This window comes from Bradyrhizobium lablabi, from assembly GCF_018131005.1.
GTDB classification, from domain to species: Bacteria; Pseudomonadota; Alphaproteobacteria; order Rhizobiales; family Xanthobacteraceae; genus Bradyrhizobium; species Bradyrhizobium lablabi_D.
Map to the genome: position 1 here is coordinate 374,410 of NZ_JAFCJK010000005.1, position 23,340 is coordinate 397,749.

A 23,340-nucleotide genomic window follows, 5' to 3' on the forward strand; every position below is an offset into this window, starting at 1 on the left:
CAACCTAGAACATCGGTCCAGCGTGAGCATGCTTCATCAGTGCGGCGCGAGCATGCTTCAAATGAAGGATGCACGTTGCTTTGTGGTCTGCCTGCCGGCTGCCGGACGGCGGCATTTGCCGTCGGGTGCACGGGAGCACGTGCACCGTGGGCCGGGGCGTGGCCGAACGGCATCTTGCCTTTGCCGAAGGGTCAGAAGTGTCGACGATCATTTTCATTCGGTCGTTGCCGATCAGCTGTTTGACCTCAAATTGGGCCGGGTAGGGTCGGGAACGTCGATAACCGGTTCGAACTTCATCCATCGAGCCACGGTTGCCTTGAGCCACCGGTAGCGCATGATCAAGCTCGATGCGGGATACTGTTCCATATCACCGGACTCGAGCTCTGATTGGGATCCGCGGGTCAGGACGCACCAGAACCGGGTATTGGCTTCGAAATCTGACGTTCGAGCGAACTGGTTCAGCGCGCTCTGTGCCAAATCTCGATCAGTGCTTCCGGCTCGGACAGCGAGCAGAACATGGTCGGCCCAAGATGCGAGAAGTCTCACTTCCGGTGCGTCTTGTAGCGACGGAGCATTGATGACCACGACATCGTAGGTGTCTCTCAGCTGCTCGAACAGCGAAGACACCCTTGGATTCGCGAACAGCAGCAGGCGGTTTCCCTCGGACAATCCTGCCGATACGTAGTCGATGCCGAGCTCCTGGATGTGCTGGACGGTATTGGCAAGCGGCTCGTCCTGCGTCAACGCTTTGAGCAAATCCGAGGAATCGCCGCCGGCTCGACGGGGCAATTGACCGAAATCCAGGAACAGAACGCGTTGTCCAAGCTTCGCGGCGCAAAAGCCAAAGCTCCACGCAACCGCACTATTGCCTTCACCACGGATACTGGATGTCACCAGGACGGTATGGTGTGGCCGCAATGTAACTGGATGATCGGACGCCAGCAGAGATACGACAGTCGAACGAACTGCTCTGGTGTACGGGATCGCGGATTGCTCCACCAGGCGCCGAGGTGGGCTGCTGAGCTCGGACGGGATCGAGGGTATCAACCCGACACACGGAACGCCCAATGCCTTGGCGGCTTCGGCCTCGGTATGCAGAGTGCGATCGAAGTGATGGCGGATGACTGCGATAAGGCATGCAAACAAGCCGAAGACAATCGTGATCGGTGGAACAAGGAGAAGCGGATTCAGCGAGCTGGGAAAGTCCGGCGGAGAGGCATCCGCAATCACGGTCACTTCCGGTTCGGTAACGACACCCTTGGTCGTCTGGTCCTGCCGTCGTCGCAGCAGCGTTTCATACTGCTGTGACAACGTCGTCATCTGCCACGCCAAGGCCTCACGCTGCGATGGCGATATCTGACCGGAGCGGCTGGCGTCCAGTTCCGCCTTCACCTTCGCCAAGTCGTGCTGGACCGCAGCCGATTGCGAGGCGATCGCGTCCAGAGCCTGGATGTCGACCGCCTGCTTTTGCCGGATCAACTCATCGACGTAGGATCGTGCAACCAGGTTTGCGACCTCGGCGGCCCGTTTCGGATTGGGGTCCGTGAATATGACGCTGATGACTCTGGATCGGCGTTCCTGACTGATCTTGAGGCGGGCCTTCAACGCGGCGACTGCCATGCCGTCGGTCGGCGCGCTTTTGCCGATGGAGAGCAGTTCCTTGGCCCCTGACCATGCCGTGCGGACGACGCGCGCAGGCCAAGGCGAGGAGTCCACGGCTCTCTGGTGCGCTGCATCGTCGAGCGCCCTCAGCGCCGGCAGGAGCCGCCGCAGATAGGCATCGGACAACATGACTGTCACATGTGTGTCGATGGTGGATTCGTCGGAACCGCCCCCAGGAGCGATGGGAGTGGCAGGCGTGGCGGGTTCGGCTCCCCCAGCGCCTCGCGCGTTCACGACAAGCTGCGCCGTCGCCATGTAGGAGGGAGACATAAGAAGGCTGCCGATCGCGGCGAGCAGGGCGCCTGCGACAATCATCCTGAGAATAAAGTGCCTGTACCGCCTGATGCTGTCCAGGACCTGCCTGAATGTCTCGACGGTGTCGTCGGGCGGGTCCGCTTCCATCTTTGGCCGCGCCGGGGAAAGAATTGTTACTGGCCGAATCCGCTTACCTTTCAACGCTTCCATTGCGCGCTCCTTTACTGCGCAGCTTCCATAACGTCCGATGTTTCGGACGTTCCGTAGCCAACCGTTGTGTCTAGCCAGGACTGCAGCATCAGGACCGCCCAGAGCGTTCGCGAGTGATCGCGCCGGCCGTCCAAATGCTCGAGCCAGCAGTTCTGGACCCGCGCGGGATCCAGCAAATGCTGGTTGCGAAGACGCGACTCGGAAATGAGGTCCGCCGCCCACGAACGAAGAGGGCCCCTCAACCAGGCACCGATGGGTACGTCAAATCCCTGTTTTGGGCGGTCGAAGAGATGGCTCGGCACGTAGCGGCCCAGCACCTGCCGCAACAGCCATTTGCCCTGGCCATTCCTCACCTTTGCGGAGTTCGGTAGCGTCCAGCAGAATTCAACGACCCGATGGTCGAGAATCGGGCAACGCGCCTCGAGGCTGGTTGCCATGCTGGCGCGATCGAGTTTCACCAGAATATCGCTGGGCAGATATTCGAGCATGTCCCGGACGATGAAGTCGGACAGAAGATCGTTGAGCGGCGGCGGCGCCGATCCCGGGCTGGCGACCGCTTGCTCTTGCATCAACTGTAGCTCGGAAAGCCGCGTCGACCGGCGGTACATGTCGTCGACATCATTGCCGCCGAGAAGCTGAGCAAGGCGGTTGAGCCGATCGCCGTGGACCATTCGCCGGAATCGATCGGGAAGGCGAAGCGCGTCCACGACGCTTTCGCGTAGCCCTCGCCCGAGCAGCCCCACGGCGGCGGCCGTCACTTTCCGAAGCGATCGGTTCGAGTTCAGGAGAGGGGCCAGGGTAACGGACAGGAGATGTCTGGAATAGCCGGCAAAGCATTCGTCGCCGCCATCGCCGGATAGGGCAACCGTCACTTCACGCCGGGCCAGCCGAGACAGAAGCAGCGTCGGAATTTGCGACTCGTCGGCAAACGGCTCGTCCCAGATGGTCGGAAGTTCGGGAATGACCGCTCGGGCTTCCGCGGGCGTCAGACGCAGCTCGGTGTGACTGGTGCCGAGATGCCGCGCCACGGCCGCGGCGTTAGCGGCCTCGTCGAAGCCGCGCTCGCCGAAGCCGATCGTGTATGTCCGAACCGGCCGGCTCGATTGAGCTTGCATCAGAGCAACGATTGTCGAGCTATCGATGCCTCCCGACAAGAACAGCCCGACCGGCACGTCGGCAACCATGCGGTCGGCGACCGCGGCCTGAAGGAGGTCGGTGGCTTGGGACACGAGCTGGTGATCGTCGGCGGCAGCCGGCATCGCCCGGCCGGCGCGCGCAACGTCGGTCAGCGACCACCAGGAGCGGGCGCTCGCTCGGAGCGTCTCGGCGTCCCGAATTGACAGAAGATCGTCAGCAGCAATAGACAGAACGCCACCGGGTGGAAGTTTGAAGACTTCCCGCCAAATGCAGTGGTCCTCCGGCAACCATCCGCGCGCAAGAAACTCAGTGACCGCGAGCGGATTGATCTCCGGACGAAAGTCCGGGAACGCGGCGAGTGCCTTCAGCTCTGAAGCAAAGGCAACCGCATTCGGTGTTCGCGCTACGTAGAGTGGCTTCTTCCCCATTCGATCGCGGGCAAGGTGCAAAATGCGGTTCCGGCGATCCCAAAGGCCGATAGCGAACATTCCGTTGCTGCGGCGCAGGGCCTTCTCGAGCCCCCATCTCTCGATCATCGCCAGCAGGATCTCGGTATCGCTATGGCCCGTGAAGTGCTGGCCCTCGCGCTCGAGTTCCTGACGCAATGTTCGGTGGTTGTAGATCTCGCCATTGAATGTGATGACGAAGCGGCCGCTGTGCGAAAACATCGGCTGTCGGCCTGCATCGGTAAGGTCGACAATGGCGAGCCTGCGATGCCCGAACGCAATGCCGGCATCACGATCGGACCAGAACCCGTCTGCATCCGGCCCACGGTGGCGCAGGCGAGTGGTCATTGGTCCGATCGCCGCCAAATCGGCGGATCGAGAAGCATACGGTGTCTGAAGAATTCCGGTGATCCCACACATCGCTCAACTTCCAATTCGTGCGTGCTGCGAAGGGCGCCGATCCGAGCCCAGCACAAGACCGACAGCGAGTGCGAACCACACGGTCGGGTGCCGCAGGATAAAATGGCTGAGGCTGAAAATGGCCAGCGCAACGACCAGAACCGCCAGGGCGTCAAGTCTCGCGCGAAGCAGCAGCGCAAACGTGCCCCCCAAGAGCGCGAACACGGCTAACACGCCGAGCAGGCCACCCTGGGTGTATACGTCAAGCGGCGTGCTGTGAGCCTCCAGTGGAAGAGGAGTACCCTTGTCCGTGACGCCGGTCGGTCTCTCCAGATGCGGCCCCGGTCCAAGTCCAAGCGATCCGGACTCAAACCCGATCTGCAGCGCATCCTGCCAAAGATTCAGCCGCTGATTCGCAGTTGCCTTCGATGCCTCGCCGCCACGATCCTTCAGCATGCTGGCAGCGAGTCCTTCAGCGTCGTCGGCCGTGGCCGCCCCATATGGGATGAGTGACAGCGAAAGCGGGACGATGGCAGCTACGAATAGCGCCGCTGCCGCAAAGCGCAGGCTTACTCGATGTTCGGGCGAGGTGAGCCAGTTTCGCAAGCGCAACCCAATGAACAGGGGTATCGACAGCGACATCGAGATAAGGAACGTATCGCTCTTGGTCAGACGGCCGACAAAGAAGGTTGCGATGCAACTGAAGGCCGCCGCGAGACGACCAAATCCCCTGGCCGAAATGGCAAGGTGGACCGACAGCGGCACCAGGATGGCGCAATACAGTGCAAGCTGATTTGGATTCTCAGACCAGCCTCGAAATCGATCCCAATACCAGGGGTCGATCGACGACATGCCGATGAATCCCCAGCCCAACGCAAGCTGCACGACCACGGCGGCGTTCCAGAGTGCGATCACGAACCATAGGGCTTGACGCAGCGTGCCCTCGGATTTCATCGTTGCGACGATCAGGCAACTGAGGGCTGCCACGAGCAGATATGCGAAGATATCGTGCACCACCAAACTAGGGTCCACGATTTCCGGGCGCAGGAGTGCCAGGAATCCCCCGACGCTCAAGATGAACACAAAGCAGACCCAAAACGTGCCGAGCCGGAGCAAGGCTCTCGGGTTGCGGACCCCCGAGCCGGTCAAGAGCTGCAAGGATGCGTAACCGAGCCACAGCACGAGCAGGAGCTCGCCGATCCCGAGTGGCACACTCGAAAGCCGCAGCTGAGAAGCCGTTCCAAGTACAAGGCCAAGGGCAAGAAGTGCACTGCCAATCATGGTATTTCACTGCCATTCTGCCGCGTTGCTCGTCCATCATTGGGAGCGCCGCCGGAAAGCAGTTGCCTGTAAAGCGCCGCATAGCGGTCGGCCACGACATTCAGGTCAAATTCGCGGCGCACGAGGTCGATCGAGCGTCGACCCATGGTGCGGGCGCGAGCGGGATCCTCTAGAAGTTCAAGAATTGCAAGTGCGAGCGCGCGCGGGTCGCGCGGCGGAACGAGATGGCCATTCCAGTTATCGACCACCACGTCGTCGCAGCCGGGCATGCGGGATGCAACGATCGGCACCCCAGCCAAACCGGCTTCCAGCAGAACGCGCGGAATGCCTTCGCGATACTCGGTAGGGAAGGCAAAGACATCTGCAATTCCGAGAAGGGCCGGAACATCGGACCTTGCGCCGGTCGCAACCACGTATGGTGCATGCCGATCGATCAGCGCCTGGTCCACTGCGAATGGGCCCTCGCTTTCGCGCGGCCCGACGAGCAGAAAGCGAACCTTGGGTCGCACCTCGTGGACGAGCTTTGCCGCTTCGAGAAGAGTCGGTATGCCCTTTTGCACGGTTAGTCGGCTTACCGTAAGAACGATCTCAGCGTCGTTCAGCCCGAGTTGGGCGCGCAGCTCGGAGCCGGCGGTCATCCGCGTGCGTGCTGTCTGGAAGGCGTCTACATCGATGCCCGAGCTTCCGATGACGGAAGAGGAGCTTTTTCCAAGCAGGCGGTAGCGGTGGAAGAAGCCGCTATCGGCCTTGTTCTGGAATACCGTCGCCGCGGTCCAGCATGCGGCCAATCGCTGCATTGCCAGGTAGATGGGCCGATATGCCAGGGCCTTCAGTTCCGTCGAGGAGAAGACCCATCCCATTCCGTTGATGGTGCGCACCACCGGAACGGCGCCTCGAAGCGCAAGAGGTGCAAAGAGATTTGGTTTGGTGTCAAAGGTCTGAATTATATCCGGGCGAACGCGATTGACGAATTTCGAGAGCTGACCCATGGCGGCTCGATCGGAAAAGCCCATGCCGAATCGATCGAACTGATATCGATCGTACTCAATGCCGTTCTTGGTGAACGGCGACACCGCGCCGGTCCCGGCCGCGCTCACTCGCAAGCCGCGGTTCTGCAGAGCTGTCAGGAAGGGTATCCGCAGAGCGTGATCCTCACCTCCTACGCAGAGCAAGTGCAGCGCCATGCCATTTCCTTTCGGTCTCGGTTACCACTTCGCCAAAACCGCAGATCGCGCAAACGAGGCCCACCCTCCGGTAGAAAGTGTGGACCGCTATAGCTTAGGAGGAGTCCAAGAACTGTCTTCATTCATTCGAATGACGGGGTGAGAGGCGGGCCTGCGTCGCTTGTTCGCGCGTCGTCGTCCGTTCGACTGCGATACCGGTTCGAAGGCCGGATCACCGCAGCACGGTGTGCGACCGCGCTGCGGCCCTCCGACGTCGGTTGACATCGAAGGGCGCAAAGGGTTCGGCGGTCACAGGAGCGCTACGGCAAGATGGCCACGCGCCCGAGCAAAGCGACCAGGTCCGCCTGTCGTCGTGTCTGTGTCTTCACGAACAACGAGGCCAATTGTGAGCGCACGGTCGTTCGGCTCAGTCGCCTGGCACGAGCAATATCAAGCAAATTGTGGCCTCGTGCCAATTCAACGGCAAGCTGGGTTTCTGCCGCGGTGAATCCGAACAAGCGCTGCAGCGTCCGGGGGGAGGGCTCCGGGTGCGCGTCCAGATCCAGCAGAATCAGCGCGATGGTCTCGTCAGACCATGCATTCGCGACCTGATTTACCAACGCGGTGAAGCCTTCCTTGGCAGATGTTGCCAGCCACGATGTGGAGCCCGCCGGGAACTGTGCGCCTGCCCGGTTCGTCAGTTGTTTCACGGCGCTATAGAGTGTGTCGTGGCTTGCACCGTGGATGGACTCGCGTTCCAGAATTGCGCGGCCGGTTGCGCTGAGTTCAATCAGACGTCCGCGCCTGAGCAAGACCTGTCCGCAACCAATTCGCGCAAGCACCGCGCGCATGCCGTCATGCTTTTCAGGGGTATTGGTATCGGAAAGGATCGGCGGGGTACGATTTGAAATATTGAATATGGATTCGGCTGATTGATGATGCAAAGCAATGGTCCTTGGCAATGTGGCACTCTGGCTCAAGTTTAACATGTCGGTTCCCCCGACCGCGCTTGCCGTTCAATAGACATGCCAAGACCATTCCAACTTCGCTGGGACCTGTAAATGTTGAATGGGGGGTAACTCCGTTGTCCTAGGCGACCCGAGCAGCCGATTTCGCGCAATCACTCACTGGATTAGGAGAAGGTGGTTTACACCTTTAGCGCTCAGTCGCGGCCATGGCGGCGACGAGCGCGCGGAGGGGCTACCCTCAACCGGGGTACCCCTTTTCGCCATCAATTCGAGAGGTTGGCCGCCACCGGACGCAACGTGACCTCGATTACGTCTCCCGGCTCCACGTCGAAATCGACGGATGCGACGATTCTGTCCCATCGCTGCCCAGACCGTCGCACAACGATCACGTCGGGGTGCAGATCGCTTGTACCCACAGGTATAGCGCCCGAGCCACCCAGGGGCTGCAACTTCTGGCTCAAAGCCTGCATTCTCACGCGCAGATCCGCGAGCCGAACGCTGGACTCCTTTTGCTCCCTGAGCAGATTGATCGTGCGCTGGCTGGAAACCCGCTCTGCTTGCCTCAGGAAATCCTCGCGCTGGCGCTGCAGCCGCATCAGCTCCACGCTGGTCTGCAGGCGTCGCGTCGAGGACAGCAGCAGAGCGCGCCGGCTTTCGCTGACACGGGGACTCGCCAGCAGGCCCGAACCGAAGGCCTTCATGACCCTTTCGAGCTCTTCCTCATCAGCCTGAACGCCCCTTTCTTCGCCCTCTTGTTGCTTCTTGAGGGTAGCGAACTGGTCATCCGTTTGCTTTACCGCATCCTCCAGGAAGCGACGTTCCGTCACGTAGTCGCTCTGCGAGGTTTTCAGGGACGCCTGTTCGGCCTTCACGACCGAAGCGATCACGCCTGCCGGCAACGAAATGTCGTTCGGCGGGGAAGCGTCGAAGGTGTCGCGGCCATCAAGCTCCGCGCTGGTGCGGACAATGTGGAAGTATTCCTTGGTGTATTCCGTGGCGAGAGACTGATAGTCGCGGAGCAGATCGGCCGGATCCGTGGCACCGGGTTGCGTGCCGCGTGAGCGCAACAGGCTGAAGCCGCCGGCAACCGCTACCGCTTGCCGCACCGTCATTGAAGCCCGATAGACCTGCTGTCCCGGTGTGAGCACATCGCCCGAAACGTAGATCGGTCGATATTCGGCAACGCTCGCCATGACGTCACCGGGTTTGACCACGAACGCCTGATCGCGGCCATCAGTCAGGCGTTGACGCAGCACCTTTCCCTGCAACAGCGTCTCGATGCGGCTCTGCATTTCCGCCGGGGTCAGACCCGCGACTTCCGCGGTGCCGCCTCCGGGAAGCGGGATCGTGCCGTCGATCTGGATCTGCGCTCGATTCCGCTGATCGGACAGGCCGCCGATCGCTATCTCGACGGTGTCGCCCGGTGCGAGCTTATATTGACCTGCATGGCATACGTCGCTTGTCGTGAGACCGAGAATCCCCGACGCCAGGACCGTCATGCAGCAGGCAGAGAGCCTGCTCCGAATTTTTCCCTTCATGGGCGAACCCCTATATGCCGTTGGCCGGACGTCGCGGCCGGCCTGCGCGAACGCACTGCCCGCGCAAGTCCGGAAAACGTTGGCGTGATAGGCCTCGTCGTGTCGAGGAGACGCCGTGACCCGTCCATCTCTCAAATCTCCACTTGAGCATTCCGAATTGACCGAAGTCCGATTTCGCGGGCTCCTGATTGTCGCTTTCCTAGACAGCTCTCCGCAAAGCTGAAACGCGGGTCTCGGGAAGGAAAATCTCGTAATTCCCGAAGAAATGCTTCTGTTCTTCGACATGATCGAACAGCCCTTGCCTCAGCGAGGCCAGAATTTCGCTGATGCCCTGCTGCACGCTGACTTCAGGAGTAAAGTTCAAGCGGCGACGGATCTTCTCGAAGTTCACCCGGTAATTTCGAGGGTCCGTACCGCGCTCCTGGTAGGCCACTTTCGATCGCGGGAGATGCTTTACGATCTCCTCGACGATCATCAGCTTGGTGAAGTTGTTCGCCTCGCAGCCGACGTTGAACACCTCGAAGGCAACCTTGTCGGCGGAAGCGGTCAGCACCTGCTCGACCGCACGTGAGAAATCCTTGACATGGCAGTAGGGACGCCAGGTCTTTGGATCGAACACCAGCAGTTCCTTGCCCATGTGGAGCTCGCGCACGAATTCATTCACCGTGAGATCGAAACGCATGCGCGAGGAAAGGCCAAACGCCGTTGCGAAGCGAAGGACCGTTGGACAGAATCCAACTCGTCCTTTCAGGGCCAGGATCTTCTGTTCCATCGCCACCTTGTGTTTGGCGTACAGGGACAGTGGTGCGAGAGGATAGTTTTCATCGACGGCTTCGTCTCGCTCGACGAGGCCGTAGTTTGAACAGGTAGACACAAAGATCAGACGTTCGACGGAATGATCTTGCACGGCGTCGATAAAGGATCCGACGCCAACCCGATTGATGGCGTCGCTCTCCTCCGGGTAGGTTTTTGTGATCGGGTCGCCGACAAGGCCAGCCAGGATGACGACGTCGTCCACATCCTTCAGGGCCTGAGGGAAGATATTCGGATTGCGGATATCGCCTCGCATGAACTCGTACTGCGGATGGCTTAGATGGGGCCAGGCGCTGCTCTCGTTCTTGTAGATCAGCTGATCCAGGCACCGGACGCTCCATCCCTTTTTCAGAAGATGCGCAGTCATCACCGAGCCGACATAGCCGGCACCGCCCACGAGCAAGACTTTTCGATTGTCATTCGCCATTTGAAGACCTGTCCACTTCTGTCACAAGAACGTTTGCACCAACGTAGCTCTTCGCAGGTGTACCTGTCGGACTGCTTGATCGGCGCCTTCGTACCCGTTCGATCAAAGGCTGCCCTGCAACGACCCAGCCGGCGCGAAGAACCCATCCAAGATCGGATACGGCGGTTCGGCGCGGGTAGTAGGCCAGGTCGATCTTCGCCTTGGCAGGAAACAGGGTCTCCCGATAGAAATCTGCCACATTGCCGCCGGGCGGAAACAGCCTGTTTTCGTGTCGGAAGAGAACCTGGCATGGTCCAAAGAGACCAGGCCGATACTCGAGGATCTTTTCGAATCCATTACGAAAGCAGTCGGCAAATGCCAGCGACTCCGGCCTCGGGCCGACGAAGGACATGTCACCCCGAAAGATGTTCCAGAGCTGCGGCAGCTCGTCCAGCTTGAACGCCGCCAGAACGTGACCGATCGGCGTCATTCGATCGTCATGTTGCATCGTGAGCGGACTACCGCGGTCGTCGCAATCGGCCCTGAATTTTCGAAATTTGTAGATGCGGAACGGCGCTCCATTGCGTCCGAGACGAAGTTGCGAATACAGGATCGGCCGTCCGCCCTGAATCCAGATCGCGAGCGCAATGATCAAAAAAAAGGGCGATAGAATGATTCCTGCCGTGCCGGCACAGATGATGTCGATAAGGCGTCGCAAGGGCACGGCTGCGGGTGCGGGTCGCGCGTATTGCGAGTTCACCGTGTCACTCATGCCTGTGCCACCTCCATCGGGCAGCCCGCGCGAAGTCCCAGCGCCAGTGAATTTGCCACGTGATCGACGTCGGCCGGCGTCATCGCTGGATGGAGCGGCAAGGTAAGCTCGCGTCGGCAAAACTCTTCGGTGCTCGGGAGAGACGTGTCGGGATACAGATCGTTGTAGAACGTCAGGCGATGCACCGGCGGATAGTGAATGGTCGTCTGAACGCCGTGTTTCGCCAGATGTTCGATGAGGGGCTGCCGTGCGGCTGCGGCTGGCAGGACGATCGGCAACAGGTGGTGCGCAGAAAGCCATGAGGCGTCGAACGGCACCAGCACGGATGGGCAGAGCGCGGCAAGCCGCTGTCGATAGTACAACGACAGGTGTCGCCTGATGTCATTCCATGCGGGTAACTTTCTCAGCTGTGCAAGGCCGACCGCGGCGCGCAGTTCGTCCATGCGATAGTTGAAGCCGAGAATCGTAACGTCGTATTCCGGGCTGCGGCTGACGAGACGCTGGCGAGTGTTGCTGGTCATTCCATGGGATCTGGCGCGTCTGATCGTATCGTTCAGAGCGCGGTTCCGGGTTATGATCGCGCCGCCTTCCGCAGTCGTCATGTTCTTGTTGCCGTAGAAGCTGAATGCGGCGGCATCGCCGAACGTGCCGGCCCCCGCCACACCCGGGGCGTGGGCGGCGTCCTCGATCAGGAGCAGGTTCTTGCTGCGGGCGAAGGCCTGCCAGGCCTCGCGATCCGCCAGGTAGCCTGCAAAATGCATGAGGATCACGGCTTTGGTCCGTGAGGTGCATTTGGCTCTGGCGTCGTCCAACGACATCAAGGGAATTGCCGTTGACTCGACATCGACGAATACCGGGCGTGCTCCGACATAGAGGGCGGCGTTGGCAGTGGCGACAAACGTCAGTGACGGAACAAGGACTTCGTCGCCAGGGCCGACTCCGAGCGCGTGCAGGATGAGGTGGAGCGCCGCCGTGCACGAGCCGACGGCAATCGAGTCTTCGGCGTCATGCATGCGGGCAAATGTCTGCTCGAAGTCCCGCACCCGATCTCCCATGGTAATCCAGCCGCTATCGATTACGGCGGCTAGTGCCTCTTTCTCTTCGGCTCCCAAGGCCGGCTCTGATACCAACAGCATGTGTCTGTCTTCCTGCTCTGTGCTTGGCGTCAACTGAAACGGGGTGCGTCACGCCGCGGCGGTTGCGAACGCAGACGACTGTTCGTCCCATGCGACGTCCTGGGCTCTGAGGAAGTCTTCGACACGGCCAATATCGAGCCACAGACCGGTGTGCTTGAAGACGTTTACAGGCGCCTCCTCCTCCAGCATCTGGAACATCAGATCGTCAAAACCGAACGGGACGCCTGACGGAATGCGTTGGAGGACCGCGGGCTCCATGCAATAGATCCCCATGCTGACGAGGTTCGCGAGCTCCGGCTTTTCGCGGAAGCCGGTTACCTGCCCATTGGTCTCGTCGATCACACCGAAATCCATCTTGGTGGTGCGTACGGCGGTGGCAATTGTGATGTCGGCGCTGTTCTTCCGGTGATTGTGGATGAACTGGGTAAGGTTGAGGTCCGTCAGCACGTCGCCGTTGAGTACCAGGAACGGCTCGTCGAGCTGTTCACGCAGCAATGACAGAGGGCCCATCGTTCCGAGCGGTTCGACTTCCTGCGTGTAGGTGATCCGCATGTTCCACTGTTCACCGTCGCCACAGACGCTGCGGATCAGATGCCCGAGATATCCAGTCGTGACGTAGACGTCCCTGACGCCGTTTCGTCTCAGCCATTTCAGCACGAGCTCGAGCACGGGGCGTGCTCCGATCGGCATGAGAGGTTTTGGCAGAATGGATGTGTGCGGACGCAGTCGAGTTCCTTTGCCGCCGCACTGGACCACTGCTTTCATCTGCATCCTCCGTACTACTGGAAAGAAATGTTGGACTGGAAAGAACCGCCGGAAACCGACTACGAACATCGGATCCGTTGGCGCACTCCGCGCGATCGTGGAAAAGCTAGGGTGAAATCATCCGTACGTCTTCGTGCATTTGCATGAGAGGTGCATGGTGATTGGCGGAAGAATGTCGCGTCAAATCGTTCACGAACGTCGCAAGCCGGAGTACTCCATTTGAGGGAGCGTTCGAACCTTGCGCCAGTAGTGAAAGCGCGCGACAGGCGTTGCGGACATTCGAAGGATCCTCGCGCGCGAGGGGCTCGCGCGACGTCGGGCGACTGGGTAACGACTCGACCGAATAACGCCACTTCTGGCGTCGCCTTGATCCTTCTATAAGTCAGGCGTTGGCGATCGGACTGATCTTGCGGACAACATAGTGTCCTATCCCATGGATCGAATCGAGGTTCTCCGGCAGGATTTCGCTGTCGTCGACAGTAATGCCATAGGTTGACTCGATAAAGCCGACGACTTCGAGAACCCCTGTCGAGTCGATAATTCCCTGATCGAGCAGAGAAGCCTCGTCATTGAGCGCTCCAATGTCGCCAACATAGAAATTCGATGCCAGGAAAGCGCGAATTTGCTCCTTGTAGTCGTCGAGTGTTTCCATGGTCATTGTCATTGTCATTGCCTTCGCGCTCCACTGAGAAAACTAGAGGCTCTTCAATCTGTTCACGAGCTAGCCGGTAACAAGCTCTCTCTTGCTGATCTTGCCGGTGTCGGTCCTCGGCAGGCCCGGCACGATGGCGATGTACTTGGGCACCATGAAACTCTCGAGGCGTCTCTGGCACTCTCGCTGAAGCTGCTTCTCGTCGAGAGAGCGTTCCTGGTCGACCACGACAAAGGCCTTTACGGCCTCGCCAAGCAGGTCGTCGGGAACGCCGATCACCGCCGCTTCCCTTACTCCCGGAATGTCCAGCAGAGCATTCTCCACTTCCTTCGGCGCGACTTTCTCGCCCCGGGACTTGATGACTTCGTCGCTTCGGCTGACGAAATAGAGGTAACCTTCCGCGTCCATTCGACAAAAGTCGCCGGTGTAGAGGACCTGTTCGCCGGGAAGCGGCCCGGGCTTGAGTTTTTTCGCCGTGGCTTCCGGCTTTCGCCAATAGCCTTTCATCACCGTCGCGCCGCGTATCACGAGCTGTCCCACGACGTCCGGACCGACCCGCCGGCCGTGTTCGTCGACGATCCACATCTCCGTATTCGGGATGGCGATGCCCACGCTCGACGGTTTTCGATCGAGATCCTCCGGAGGCAAATAGGAGCAGCGTTTGCACTCGGTGAGGCCGTACATGGAGTAGATGCGTGCGCCGGAAAATATACTCTTGAGGCGCAGGAGGTGCTGGACCGGCAACGCCGCCCCTGTGTTTGTGACGTAGCGAATGCTGGAGAGATCGTGGTCCGTCAGCGATCCAAGCTGCAACAGTGTTGAAAATATCGTGGGCACGCCAGGAAGGCCCGTTACTCGTTCCTCCGCGATACGGCGAAGCACCTGTGCGGGAAAAGCAAACGAGCGTTCAAGGACCAGGCAAGCCCCGGCGCGAAACGCCATGATCATCTGGTACAGACCGTAGTCGAAGGCCAGCGGCAGCACGTTGAGAATTACCTCGTCATCTCGTATTCCGAGGTACGAAGCGACGGACGTGCAGGCCGTCATCATATTCCTGTGCGTCAGCATCACCCCTTTGGGTTCGCCAGTCGACCCCGAGGTGTAAACGATTGCCGCGAGATCTATATCGATGCATCTGCGGGGAGGCGGTGCGTTGCGCTCGCCCAGCACCGCTTCCGTCCATCGTGCGGCACACGGCAATTCTGTCAGGGTCTCATCTTCGATCGCCCCGGAAACGACCACCCGGCGCAGGGACACGCAACGTCGCGCTGGTTCGTCAAACGTCGCGTACAGGCGTGCCTCGGTGATAAGCGCGGTCGGCTGGCAATCGTCGAGAAGATAGGTCAGCTTGTCACGCTTGGTGAGGGGGTTGATCAGGCACGCGACCGCATTCGCCTTGAGCGCGGCCCAGAAACTGATCACTGTCTCAATGGTGTTGTCGCCGAAGATCATGACTCGATCGCCGCGTTCCACACCCATGTTCATGAGGTCGTTTGCGATCGCGTTGGAGCTCGCTTCGAGTTCGCCGTAGGTAATCCGATGGGAGCCGCACACGAGCGCGACCGTTCCGCTCTTGTGATGGGCCGAATGGATAAGATAGTCATGCAGGAGGGGCACAGGTTCATGCATCAGCTATAGGCCTCCGCCGTCTGTTGGCGGTCGACATCGACGCGCAGTTTGAGGCCGTGAGTGCTCTGGGGGCGGCTCACGACAAATTGTTCGAAGAGAAGCTGGGTGGACAACACGCCGATCAGCGCCATGTTGTCGAAATTGGATAGATCGCCGTCGCCCGTCTCTGCCTGGGTCCGGCATTTCCTGCGGAGCCGTTCGACCGACGCAGGGTCGAAGATGTTCGCCGCCTTCACGCTCGTATCGGAAAGCGCTTCATCGACGTAGGCTGGCGCATCCTGGTCAACGAAGCACAGCGCATTGGGCGCCCGGTACGCCTGCTTCTTGCGGGTGACGATTTCAGACGGAACGAGCGGCGCCGTGACGCGCTTCAGGACATGCTTCTCGTCGAGCAGGTGAAGCTTTGAGGCATCGGGAAGCGAGTTCGCCAATTCGACAACGTTGTGGTCGAGAAACGGAAAGCGTCCTTCGACCGAGTGTGCCATCAGCATCCTGTCTCCCTGAGACGAGAGCAGGTACCCCGAGAGGAGTGTCTGGATTTCCAGATACTGATCCTGTGCGAGCGGGGTCCAGCGCGCGAATTCCGGTGGGACGCGATCGAGCAATTCGCTCACCGGGTCCAGCCGTTCAGTCGCGGCACGCATGTCCCTGGAGAACAGCCGCTTGATGGCGCTGGTGCTGCGCCAGCGGGGGTGGTGCGCGAAGCCGGGCGCATCAGGCGCGGAAATGCCGTGTCCAAAGAACTTCTGTGCCATCGCCCGCTGATGTACCGGCGATCGTGAGAGATAGGGATACAGTCGTTCCAGTAGCCGTGCTCGCCACCTCGAGCCGGGCTGACGCCCCCAAAAGCGTCGGATCTTGCCTTCACGAAACAGGTCGTAGCCGGCGAACATCTCGTCGGCCCCTTCGCCGGTCAGCACGACTTTGATGCCGCGCTCGCGCACCAATTTTGAAAGCAGGAACAGCGGCACCGGGGCAGTCCGGAGAATTGGCCGCTCGGTGTGATAGATCGCCTTCGGAAGCGTCTTGGCGATGTCCTGGCGCGACACCACGAGTTCGTGATGCTCGCTCTCGATCGCGCGAGCCATTAGGCGCTGAAAGTATGTCTCATCATACTCGGTATCGGCAAAGCGCAGGGAAAAGGTCTGGAAGCGCTTGCCTGCAAAGCGCCGTCCGAGTGCCGCAACAAGCGAACTGTCGAGTCCACCGGACAGGTAGCTGCCCACTGGCACGTCGGATCGAACCATGCGGAGCGCCGTTGCGGATTCCAGGGCATCGCGCACTGCGGCGACTGCGTCTTCGGCGGAGCCTGAGAGCTGCCGGCCGTGCCGATCGGAACGATAGGGATAGCAGGGCCTCCAGAACGCCCGGTCGCGAACCGCTCCCCTGGCGTACGTGCGGACATGGCCAGGTTCGATTTCCCGAATTCCTCGGAACACCCCTTGTGGCGGCACGACGGTCCAGAAGGTGAAGGTCTGATCCATGCCCGAAGGGTCGAGGGCCCGGGGTATTGCCGGATTTGCCGCGAAGATCGCCTTCACCTCGCTGGCGAAGTAAAGGTGACCCTGGTGCTCGCAGACATGAAGCGGACATATGCCGGTCCGATCACGCGACAGTACCAGACGGTCGGCGGCGCGATCCCATATGGCAACGGCCCATTGCCCGTTCATCCGCTCGAACGCTGCTTCGCCCCAGGCACGATAGGCCTGGACGACCACTTCCGTGTCGCTGCGTGTATGAAAGCTATAGCCTAGCGAGAGCAGCTTCTCGCGCAACTCGACGTAATTGAAGATCTCGCCATTGAACACGACCCAGGTTGAGGCGGTCGTGTCGGCAAGAGGCTGCTGCCCGCTCGCAATGTCAATGATGGAAAGCCGGGCATGCGCCAGCCCCACGCGCTCGTCCCGGTACAGGCCTCGCTCGTCGGGGCCGCGATGTGCAAGGGCGCCAACCATCCGCAACAGCGATTCTCGTGAAGGCATCGCAGCGTTTGCACCCAGCGCCACGATTCCGGCGATGCCGCACATCCTGCCTAGTCCTCGATCACCGCATCAACGAGCAAAGGCCGCGCATGGAGATAGCGCGTGGCCCGGCGTTTGGAACTGATGTCCTTGAAGACCCGTTGCACTTGTGTCGCGGAAATGCAGGTCGCCTCGGCAACATCCTCGGCGGAAATGCCGTGGTTGACGGCGTACATGCAAAGATCGGTTAATCGGTACGGCGCCGCAAAATAGAATTCTTCCTGGCTCTGCGGCATCGAGAAGGTATCGGAGGTCGGCGGCCTTCGCCTGATCTCCTCGTCAATGCCAAGGTATTCCGCCAGTTGGTAGACCTGACTCTTGTAAAGGTGGGCGATGGGCATGACGTCCGCATCACTGTCGCCTTGCTTTACGAAGAAACCCTGGTCATGCTCCAGGCGGTTTTGCGTGCCTGCGACAGCGTATTTCAGGCGGTCGGCGTGATAGTACTCCGTCATCTTGCGGACACGCTGCTTGTAGTTGGTCGCCGCGACAATCTGCAGATAGACGTCGGGCGGAAGACGCGCGGTCGAGATGGCCCCGTCCGGGCTCTGGACGGTCAGGCGAGTGATGTTGAAGCCGTCGCGCTCGAGAATTGACCCAAGCACGAGCTTGCATTTCCAGTCGTCCCCATACTCGGGCACAACAGCTTGAATCGCCTCTCGCTGTCGGCGGTATGCACCCAAGGCTTCGAGGGCCGGCGCTATCTCTTCAACAATTGTGGTGAGGCGGAGCTGTGTGGCGACGGCGCGGCCGAGTCTCAGCGAATCGGAGGAAGAATCGCGCTCCGGCATGAGCAGTCCAAGCACCTTCGTTTCGCCAAACGCTCGCGCGCACAGCGCTGCGACTACCGAACTGTCGATGCCCCCGGACAGACCCACGATCGCTCCACGACGGCCAAGCACGCCGAGAACCTGTTCGCGCAGAAACGCGACGATGCGTGCGACTTCTGCGGGCGCGTCGAGGACCAAAGCGTCTTCACTGAACGCTGGTGCGGTCCGGCTCTGGATTGCTGGCGCAGTCACGTGAATAACCTGCCTTTCGCGTCGGAAATTCGTCTGGTGAATAGGTTTGCAACACGGCGTTCGTGATCAGAGGACCGTTTACTGCGAGATGAGGCTGCATGACGAGATCGGTATGACTGCCCGCACTTGGCACCACGTCTACCTGCGCAAACGCGTGATTCCATCCAAGAGCCTGCGGCATTTTCTTCCGATCACACCGGAACAGGATGGCAGTAATCGGCAGCACGGACCTCGGCTGCACCAACCAGCGGAAATAGGCCTTGGCGCGCAGTACTTCCTGCAATTCCTGGCCGATTCTGAAATAGGTGACGTTGAACTGACCCTTGGTGCGACGATCGACGATCCGCGCGAGATCAGCCTCGCGGCCGATCGCAGTGGTCGCTTTGGCGAGCGCGCGGCAGGCCATCCGGGAGGCGGTTACGCGATTGTTGCGGATTCGATGGATCGTGCGAGTCACAGTCTCCCAAGAGGAGCTTCGCTCGCCCATGAGGCTGGTATCGAGAATTCCGAAGAACTTCACCGATCGTTCCGCGGCAAGAAGCCGGGTCGCGACGTCGAAGGCCACCGCGCCGCCGAGGGAATGGCCGAGCAGTCGCACGTGACCGTGAGGTTGGGCTCGACTGATTTGCTCGACCGCCGCGGCAGCCATGTCGGAGACACTGTTCTGTCCCTTCAAAATCATGCCGAGATCCGGATATCGTACCGGCACCACACGCGCGACCTCGCGCAAGGAAGCCGTAAGAGCAGTCAGGCTAGCGCCGTAACCAAGTGATCCGGGGAGCAGGAAAAGGAGGGGAAGGCTCGCCTCCGGCGTGTGGAGAAGCGAAAAACCTGCACCTCGGCCTGTGTCAATCGATGGCTGCAAGTTCATTAGAGGGCACCCGAACCGCTATCAACGTTGTAGTATGGGGCAGTGGGGAATCTTCTCATCATTCATTCGCATGAAGCATGTCGTCGCGCCGCAGCAAGCTGCTTTGTCTCCTCACATTTTGGGGCGGCGACCGCGCTGTCCTGCCGATAAAATCTCGTTCGACCTCTTTATCCTTTTGCGAAAACAATCCCTGGTAGAATTCGGTGGTCGGATGATGCACTTTCGCGGTGGTTGTATGTCCAACTATGCCCTTCCGCGGCGGTTCTTCACAATTGGGAGGCTGAGCTCGCTCGGTGCTCCCTCGAAAGCGTCGGTCAAGGTGGCAGTTCGATTGTTGCGCGTGCGTTCGCTGGCGGCTTCACCGTTCAAGAGAAGCAACGCGGCGACAATCCCCAAAGTAAAGCCGATCGTTCCGCCGGCCGCCATGAAGTAGATCACTTCCAGCGGGTTCCAGCCGAGGTGAGCGCCGATCAGGAGCGGGGCAAACACCAGCAACGCCCGTGCAAGGTCGACCACAAGTCGCAACTCCTGCCGCCTGAGAAGCGTCGGAACTTCCTGCACGGGGGTCGACAGTGCCTGAGCGGCACCCATGAACGCCAGAGCAGTCATGATCTGTCCTGCCGGCATCCATGACTGGCCCAGAATGGGTACGACAAGGTAGGGGGCGACCAACCCGAGGGCGAGCACCGGCACCACGATCAGGCCGGCCGCAACGAGCAGCAGGCCGTGAGCGGTGCGTAGAAGATGCTGGGGACCATGGCTTTTGCTTGCCTCGGGGACGAAGACGTTGCTGAGCGGCAGAGCAATCAAGCTCACGGGGCCGGTCACCAGACGCGCTGCGACGCCGAACTGTCCCGCGAATGCGGTTCCGAACAGCGAGCCGATGAGGATCGCAGGAAGATTGATGATCGCAAATCCCGCAAGTGCTGAGGGCAACTCGAACAGGGGAAATTTGTACTCTCGCCGCGCAGTCGACACGACAGCCTGCCATGGAGCTTGCGCGATGCCGCGCACGTCGTCCCACCTCAGGACACGGCTGCCGAGATATGCGATCAGCACGGCCTGGCTCAGAATGTGGGCCGCGATCATCGCATTGCCTCCGAGATGAACGAGTCCGAAGCCTACTTGTAGCAGTGCCATCGACGCCGGCAGGATCAGGCGGCCCCTGCCAAACTCCCGGATGTGGTCGAAACGCAGGCACCAGCAATTCAGTACGTCGGCGAAGCCGACCCCGATCATCCCAACAGGAACCAGGTAGGCGATGTGGCGCAACTGCTCGGGCGCGAGCCCCGACAACAGGTATCCTGCCGCCAGCACAATGCAGGTCGTTGCGCAGACGGCGAAGAGAGCGAGCTTAATCGCGACGCGCGCATGAAGCCGGTCCGCGACAATGTAGAGAGAGGATCCAAAACGGAGTGCCGCGATTGAGCCGAGAATGTTTACGATCGAGAGATAGATCGTGAAGATGCCGAAATCGTCGGGCGAATAGAGCCGGGTCAGGACTGGAATCGCCGCAACCATCGTGAGCTGGCCGGTGATCGCGAGGGCCGATACGCCTGCCGCAGTGCGAACAAGGCTGCCTATTCGCCCCGGGAAGGCAACCATTTTCGCGACCATGACAAGTTTCCCTTGCCCAGAAATTCAATACGGCAAGATTGCGCAACGGCGGAAGCGCAACTCAAACCGCGCCATCCCGATCCTATGATGGATGGGCCGACGCGCATCATTCGTTCGCATGACAGGGGCAGTGCAACGCAAGCGTCGCCAAGCATTCTCGCGTGAAATGTGGTTCTTGCGCACTACGTTCCGCGTGAAGGGGGCGGTGGCGCGAAGCAGGGCATCCGCGGGTCAGCCGGACGAAACGCGGACGGGTGCCCGCACGTCGTTCGAGGTTGGCGCCTGTCGGAGACCGGTCCGGGCGAGTAGCTCCAGCGTGGCAGCGGGGCGAATGGCGATCAGGTTGTCGTCGTTCGGTCCCGGTACCTCGGGCGAGGCAGGCTCCAGCTGGCCGTCCCTGAGGTGGAAGAGGTCGAAACCATGATCGTTCAGCCGCCTATACAGCTCAGCGCGGGAGGTGCCCGCGCGGCGCAGATTGAGCTCGGAGTCCTCCATGTACAGGCATCTGCAATTGCCAACAGTCCGCGAAGCGCCCTTGAGAAGATCGACCTCAAATCCCTCGACGTCGACCTTGAGCAGATCCACTGGCCGATCCCCGATAATGGAATCGAGGGGGCGGACCGGAACACGTAACGTGGCGCCGCCCGGCGGCGGAGTTGCCGAGGCGAAGTTCATGTCGTCGCTGTGAAAATCCGTGAAGAACAGCTCCCCATGCGCGCTGCCGATGGCCGTGTTGTGCACCTCGATGTTCAGATCGTTCAGGCGGACATTGCCCTCCAGATATTTGCAGGTGCGCGGATGCGCTTCGATGGCGATGACCCTTCCGGATGGCGTAACCCTCATGGCGGCGGCCAGACTCAGTTGGCCGACATTCGCGCCTACGTCGACGAACGTCTCTCCAGGCCTGAGATAGCCTCCAACAAAATCAACGTCGTCGGAACGAAAGGCGCGATTTCGCCATAGTCCCGCGGACATGGAGCTGGGATAGAAGCGCATCCTGTATCCGGCCGGGAAGCGAAAGGTGACAAAGCGGCACAATCCGGTCATCCACAATGCACGGGAGAGCAGGAACCGGACCTTGTCTGGTTCCTCCCGGAGGCGAATGAGAAGGTGTTGGATGCTGCGCAACGGGTCCTACCATCGACAGAACGATTTGCCGTCCGAGGGATCGTAAGACGGGCAAGGCAACTCGCCATCCTTCATTCGCATGACATCTTTCGAGAGACGAAAGCCGTCGCAGGTCCGGACCTGAATTTTCGTCCAGCCTGACCGACCGCTTCGAATGGTCGCGGGCTCCCGCCACGACCCGTCATGCAAATGAAGGATGACCCTGTACAGGCCGCCCCCTAGCGTTTGTGCAGCGTGGTTTGCTCGGCGTCGAGAATATGTTCATCGCGGCCCGCCGAGGGGGCAACGCAGCGCGAGGCAGAAGGCCTCTTCGCACGCCGGATGGGTGAAACCGCGGCCTCACGGCGGTCGGCTGATCCATCGACAACCGCCTCCAATCCGTCCCTAAGCCGGCCGGAGTCGGTAGGCCACGATGAAGCAAGACTGCCTTGATGAGTCCGAGCCAGGGGACTAGCAAATGGAAGTGTTGCAACTCAACCGATCCGACTGCGCCGCCAACCCGGCGTCTCACCCGTTCATTTCGGTCGCCATGCCGACCTACCGCCGTCCGGATATGGTGCGTCGCGCCGTCGACAGCGTGCTGCAGCAGGATTTCTCCGATTGGGAGCTGGTCGTCAGCGACGACGAAGGCCCGGAGGGTGAGACCTGGTCCGTCCTCTCGGAATATGCCCGCACTGATCCGCGCATTCGGATCGTCGAGAACCACCGCGGTCGGGGCCAGGTGGAAAATACAAACAACGCGATGCTCGCATGCCGCGGTGACTGGATCAAACCGCTACACGACGACGACTGGCTGGTGGAGGGAGCGCTCAAGACATTCGCGATGTTGGCAAGGGAGTACCCCACTGCCGCGTTCATGACTTCCACATCCCATGTCGTTGAGGACGCTGGAATAAGATACCGGCGGGGAGGCCAGGTTACGTGCTTTTCGAGTCAGGAGTGCCTGACTGATCTTTATCTGGTCGGCAGGACAAGAATACTCGGGATTGTCCCGTCGACCCTGCTGATCAGCAGCAAGGTCATCCAGGCCGGATGTCTGATGCGAAACTACAAATCAATCTCGTGGGGGGTAGATCAACTGTTCTTCGTTGATCTGGCCTGTCGAGGCGACATGGTAGCCATAGACGACGGTCTGATCTTCTACGACGCGACGAACCACGCGAGCATCACGGCTACCCAGTCGTTCCCCCACATCGACCGTGAGACCCTCGATCTCAAGCAGCTCACCTGGAGTCTCGTCGAGGACAAACAGGGACTTCCCGATCCCGAGACGGTGGTGCGGGCACTGCGGGTTGCACGCCTGCGCGGCAGATTCCGTCACCAATCCCTGGGAGCGACGATCCGCGACGCACTGCAGATCTTGCGCCCGTCGGTCATGTGGGCGGCCAACCAGGCCATCCGGGCCCGTGTGGTTGCACCCGGTTCCAGGGCCGCATCATAGACGGCACT

General features: G+C 60.4%; 18 protein-coding genes. 1 reads left to right on the top strand and 17 read right to left on the bottom strand.

Translation table 11 applies throughout. From position 1 onward, the window contains the following. Nucleotides 1-231 precede the first annotated feature (231 nt). The 17 genes from JQ553_RS17615 to JQ553_RS17695 all read right to left on the bottom strand — a co-directional run bounded on the left by JQ553_RS17615 (nucleotide 232) and on the right by JQ553_RS17695 (nucleotide 21,759). A complete protein-coding gene (locus JQ553_RS17615) occupies nucleotides 232-2,127 on the bottom strand; it encodes a hypothetical protein (protein WP_212501244.1) in 1,896 nt (631 codons plus the stop codon). An 11-nt stretch (nucleotides 2,128-2,138) separates the two neighbouring features. Further along, the gene (gene asnB, locus JQ553_RS17620) at nucleotides 2,139-4,130 is read right to left on the bottom strand and encodes an asparagine synthase (glutamine-hydrolyzing) (protein WP_212501245.1); all 1,992 of its coding nucleotides are present in this window, start codon (nucleotides 4,128-4,130) and stop codon (nucleotides 2,139-2,141) included. Nucleotides 4,131-4,133: 3 nt separating this feature from the next. Further along, entirely contained in the window at nucleotides 4,134-5,225 is a 1,092-nt protein-coding gene (locus tag JQ553_RS17625; protein WP_212501246.1) for an O-antigen ligase, read from the bottom strand. 161 nt (nucleotides 5,226-5,386) lie between these two features. Next, the gene (locus JQ553_RS17630; RefSeq protein WP_409363070.1) at nucleotides 5,387-6,463 is read right to left on the bottom strand and encodes a glycosyltransferase; all 1,077 of its coding nucleotides are present in this window, start codon (nucleotides 6,461-6,463) and stop codon (nucleotides 5,387-5,389) included. 410 nt (nucleotides 6,464-6,873) lie between these two features. Continuing rightward, the gene (locus JQ553_RS17635) at nucleotides 6,874-7,542 is read right to left on the bottom strand and encodes a helix-turn-helix transcriptional regulator (protein WP_212501248.1); all 669 of its coding nucleotides are present in this window, start codon (nucleotides 7,540-7,542) and stop codon (nucleotides 6,874-6,876) included. A 242-nt stretch (nucleotides 7,543-7,784) separates the two neighbouring features. Next, nucleotides 7,785-9,020, bottom strand: a complete 1,236-nt coding sequence (locus tag JQ553_RS17640; RefSeq protein WP_212501249.1) for a polysaccharide biosynthesis/export family protein — start codon at nucleotides 9,018-9,020, stop codon at nucleotides 7,785-7,787. Nucleotides 9,021-9,258: 238 nt separating this feature from the next. Further along, entirely contained in the window at nucleotides 9,259-10,299 is a 1,041-nt protein-coding gene (locus JQ553_RS17645; RefSeq protein ID WP_212501250.1) for an NAD(P)-dependent oxidoreductase, read from the bottom strand. After that, on the bottom strand, nucleotides 10,289-11,050 hold the full coding sequence (locus JQ553_RS17650; protein ID WP_212501251.1) for a sugar transferase: 762 nt from the start codon (nucleotides 11,048-11,050) through the stop codon (nucleotides 10,289-10,291). Before JQ553_RS17650 ends, JQ553_RS17645 begins: the two co-directional genes overlap by 11 nt. Then, on the bottom strand, nucleotides 11,047-12,186 hold the full coding sequence (locus tag JQ553_RS17655) for a DegT/DnrJ/EryC1/StrS aminotransferase family protein (RefSeq protein WP_212501252.1): 1,140 nt from the start codon (nucleotides 12,184-12,186) through the stop codon (nucleotides 11,047-11,049). The genes JQ553_RS17650 and JQ553_RS17655 overlap by 4 nt, the downstream gene beginning before the upstream one ends. A 48-nt stretch (nucleotides 12,187-12,234) precedes the next feature. Next, nucleotides 12,235-12,951, bottom strand: a complete 717-nt coding sequence (locus JQ553_RS17660; RefSeq protein WP_212501253.1) for a sugar phosphate nucleotidyltransferase — start codon at nucleotides 12,949-12,951, stop codon at nucleotides 12,235-12,237. Between the two features lie 382 nt (nucleotides 12,952-13,333). Next, nucleotides 13,334-13,615, bottom strand: coding sequence for an acyl carrier protein (locus JQ553_RS17665; protein ID WP_212501470.1), 282 nt, complete (start codon nucleotides 13,613-13,615; stop codon nucleotides 13,334-13,336). A 57-nt stretch (nucleotides 13,616-13,672) separates the two neighbouring features. Then, entirely contained in the window at nucleotides 13,673-15,232 is a 1,560-nt protein-coding gene (locus tag JQ553_RS17670) for a class I adenylate-forming enzyme family protein (RefSeq protein WP_409363071.1), read from the bottom strand. Continuing rightward, the gene (gene asnB / locus JQ553_RS17675) at nucleotides 15,232-17,259 is read right to left on the bottom strand and encodes an asparagine synthase (glutamine-hydrolyzing) (protein WP_212501254.1); all 2,028 of its coding nucleotides are present in this window, start codon (nucleotides 17,257-17,259) and stop codon (nucleotides 15,232-15,234) included. Before asnB (JQ553_RS17675) ends, JQ553_RS17670 begins: the two co-directional genes overlap by 1 nt. Nucleotides 17,260-17,264: 5 nt before the next feature. After that, nucleotides 17,265-18,275 carry an NAD(+) synthase gene (gene nadE, locus JQ553_RS17680; RefSeq protein WP_312015157.1) on the bottom strand — a complete coding sequence of 337 codons (1,011 nt, stop codon included), beginning with the start codon at nucleotides 18,273-18,275 and terminating at the stop codon, nucleotides 17,265-17,267. Continuing rightward, nucleotides 18,229-19,146: an alpha/beta fold hydrolase gene (locus JQ553_RS17685; protein ID WP_212501255.1), complete on the bottom strand. Its 918-nt coding sequence runs from the start codon at nucleotides 19,144-19,146 to the stop codon at nucleotides 18,229-18,231. Before JQ553_RS17685 ends, nadE begins: the two co-directional genes overlap by 47 nt. A gap of 243 nt (nucleotides 19,147-19,389) precedes the next feature. Then, complete coding sequence (locus JQ553_RS17690) at nucleotides 19,390-20,763, bottom strand: lipopolysaccharide biosynthesis protein (RefSeq protein ID WP_212501256.1); 1,374 nt, start codon at nucleotides 20,761-20,763, stop codon at nucleotides 19,390-19,392. Nucleotides 20,764-20,994: 231 nt separating this feature from the next. Next, nucleotides 20,995-21,759 (bottom strand): FkbM family methyltransferase, encoded by a 765-nt coding sequence (locus JQ553_RS17695; protein ID WP_249144363.1) that lies wholly within the window; start codon nucleotides 21,757-21,759, stop codon nucleotides 20,995-20,997. A gap of 589 nt (nucleotides 21,760-22,348) precedes the next feature. Here JQ553_RS17695 and JQ553_RS17700 point away from each other — a divergent pair. Next, a complete protein-coding gene (locus JQ553_RS17700; RefSeq protein ID WP_212501257.1) occupies nucleotides 22,349-23,332 on the top strand; it encodes a glycosyltransferase family 2 protein in 984 nt (327 codons plus the stop codon). The last annotated feature ends 8 nt before the right edge of the window (nucleotides 23,333-23,340 follow it).

Coding starts and splice junctions, on each gene's coding strand:
- asnB (WP_212501254.1), bottom strand. CDS start 17,259: ATGTGCGGCATCGCCGGAATCGTGGCGCTGGGTGCAAACGCTGCGATG.
- JQ553_RS17615 (WP_212501244.1), bottom strand. CDS start 2,127: ATGGAAGCGTTGAAAGGTAAGCGGATTCGGCCAGTAACAATTCTTTCC.
- JQ553_RS17660 (WP_212501253.1), bottom strand. CDS start 12,951: ATGAAAGCAGTGGTCCAGTGCGGCGGCAAAGGAACTCGACTGCGTCCG.
- JQ553_RS17665 (WP_212501470.1), bottom strand. CDS start 13,615: ATGACAATGACCATGGAAACACTCGACGACTACAAGGAGCAAATTCGC.
- JQ553_RS17650 (WP_212501251.1), bottom strand. CDS start 11,050: ATGAGTGACACGGTGAACTCGCAATACGCGCGACCCGCACCCGCAGCC.
- JQ553_RS17695 (WP_249144363.1), bottom strand. CDS start 21,759: ATGCGCTTCTATCCCAGCTCCATGTCCGCGGGACTATGGCGAAATCGC.
- JQ553_RS17685 (WP_212501255.1), bottom strand. CDS start 19,146: ATGAACTTGCAGCCATCGATTGACACAGGCCGAGGTGCAGGTTTTTCG.
- JQ553_RS17655 (WP_212501252.1), bottom strand. CDS start 12,186: ATGCTGTTGGTATCAGAGCCGGCCTTGGGAGCCGAAGAGAAAGAGGCA.
- JQ553_RS17645 (WP_212501250.1), bottom strand. CDS start 10,299: ATGGCGAATGACAATCGAAAAGTCTTGCTCGTGGGCGGTGCCGGCTAT.
- JQ553_RS17635 (WP_212501248.1), bottom strand. CDS start 7,542: ATGTTAAACTTGAGCCAGAGTGCCACATTGCCAAGGACCATTGCTTTG.
- JQ553_RS17670 (WP_409363071.1), bottom strand. CDS start 15,232: ATGCATGAACCTGTGCCCCTCCTGCATGACTATCTTATCCATTCGGCC.
- JQ553_RS17700 (WP_212501257.1), top strand. CDS start 22,349: ATGGAAGTGTTGCAACTCAACCGATCCGACTGCGCCGCCAACCCGGCG.
- asnB (WP_212501245.1), bottom strand. CDS start 4,130: ATGTGTGGGATCACCGGAATTCTTCAGACACCGTATGCTTCTCGATCC.
- JQ553_RS17640 (WP_212501249.1), bottom strand. CDS start 9,020: ATGACGGTCCTGGCGTCGGGGATTCTCGGTCTCACGACAAGCGACGTA.
- JQ553_RS17690 (WP_212501256.1), bottom strand. CDS start 20,763: ATGGTCGCGAAAATGGTTGCCTTCCCGGGGCGAATAGGCAGCCTTGTT.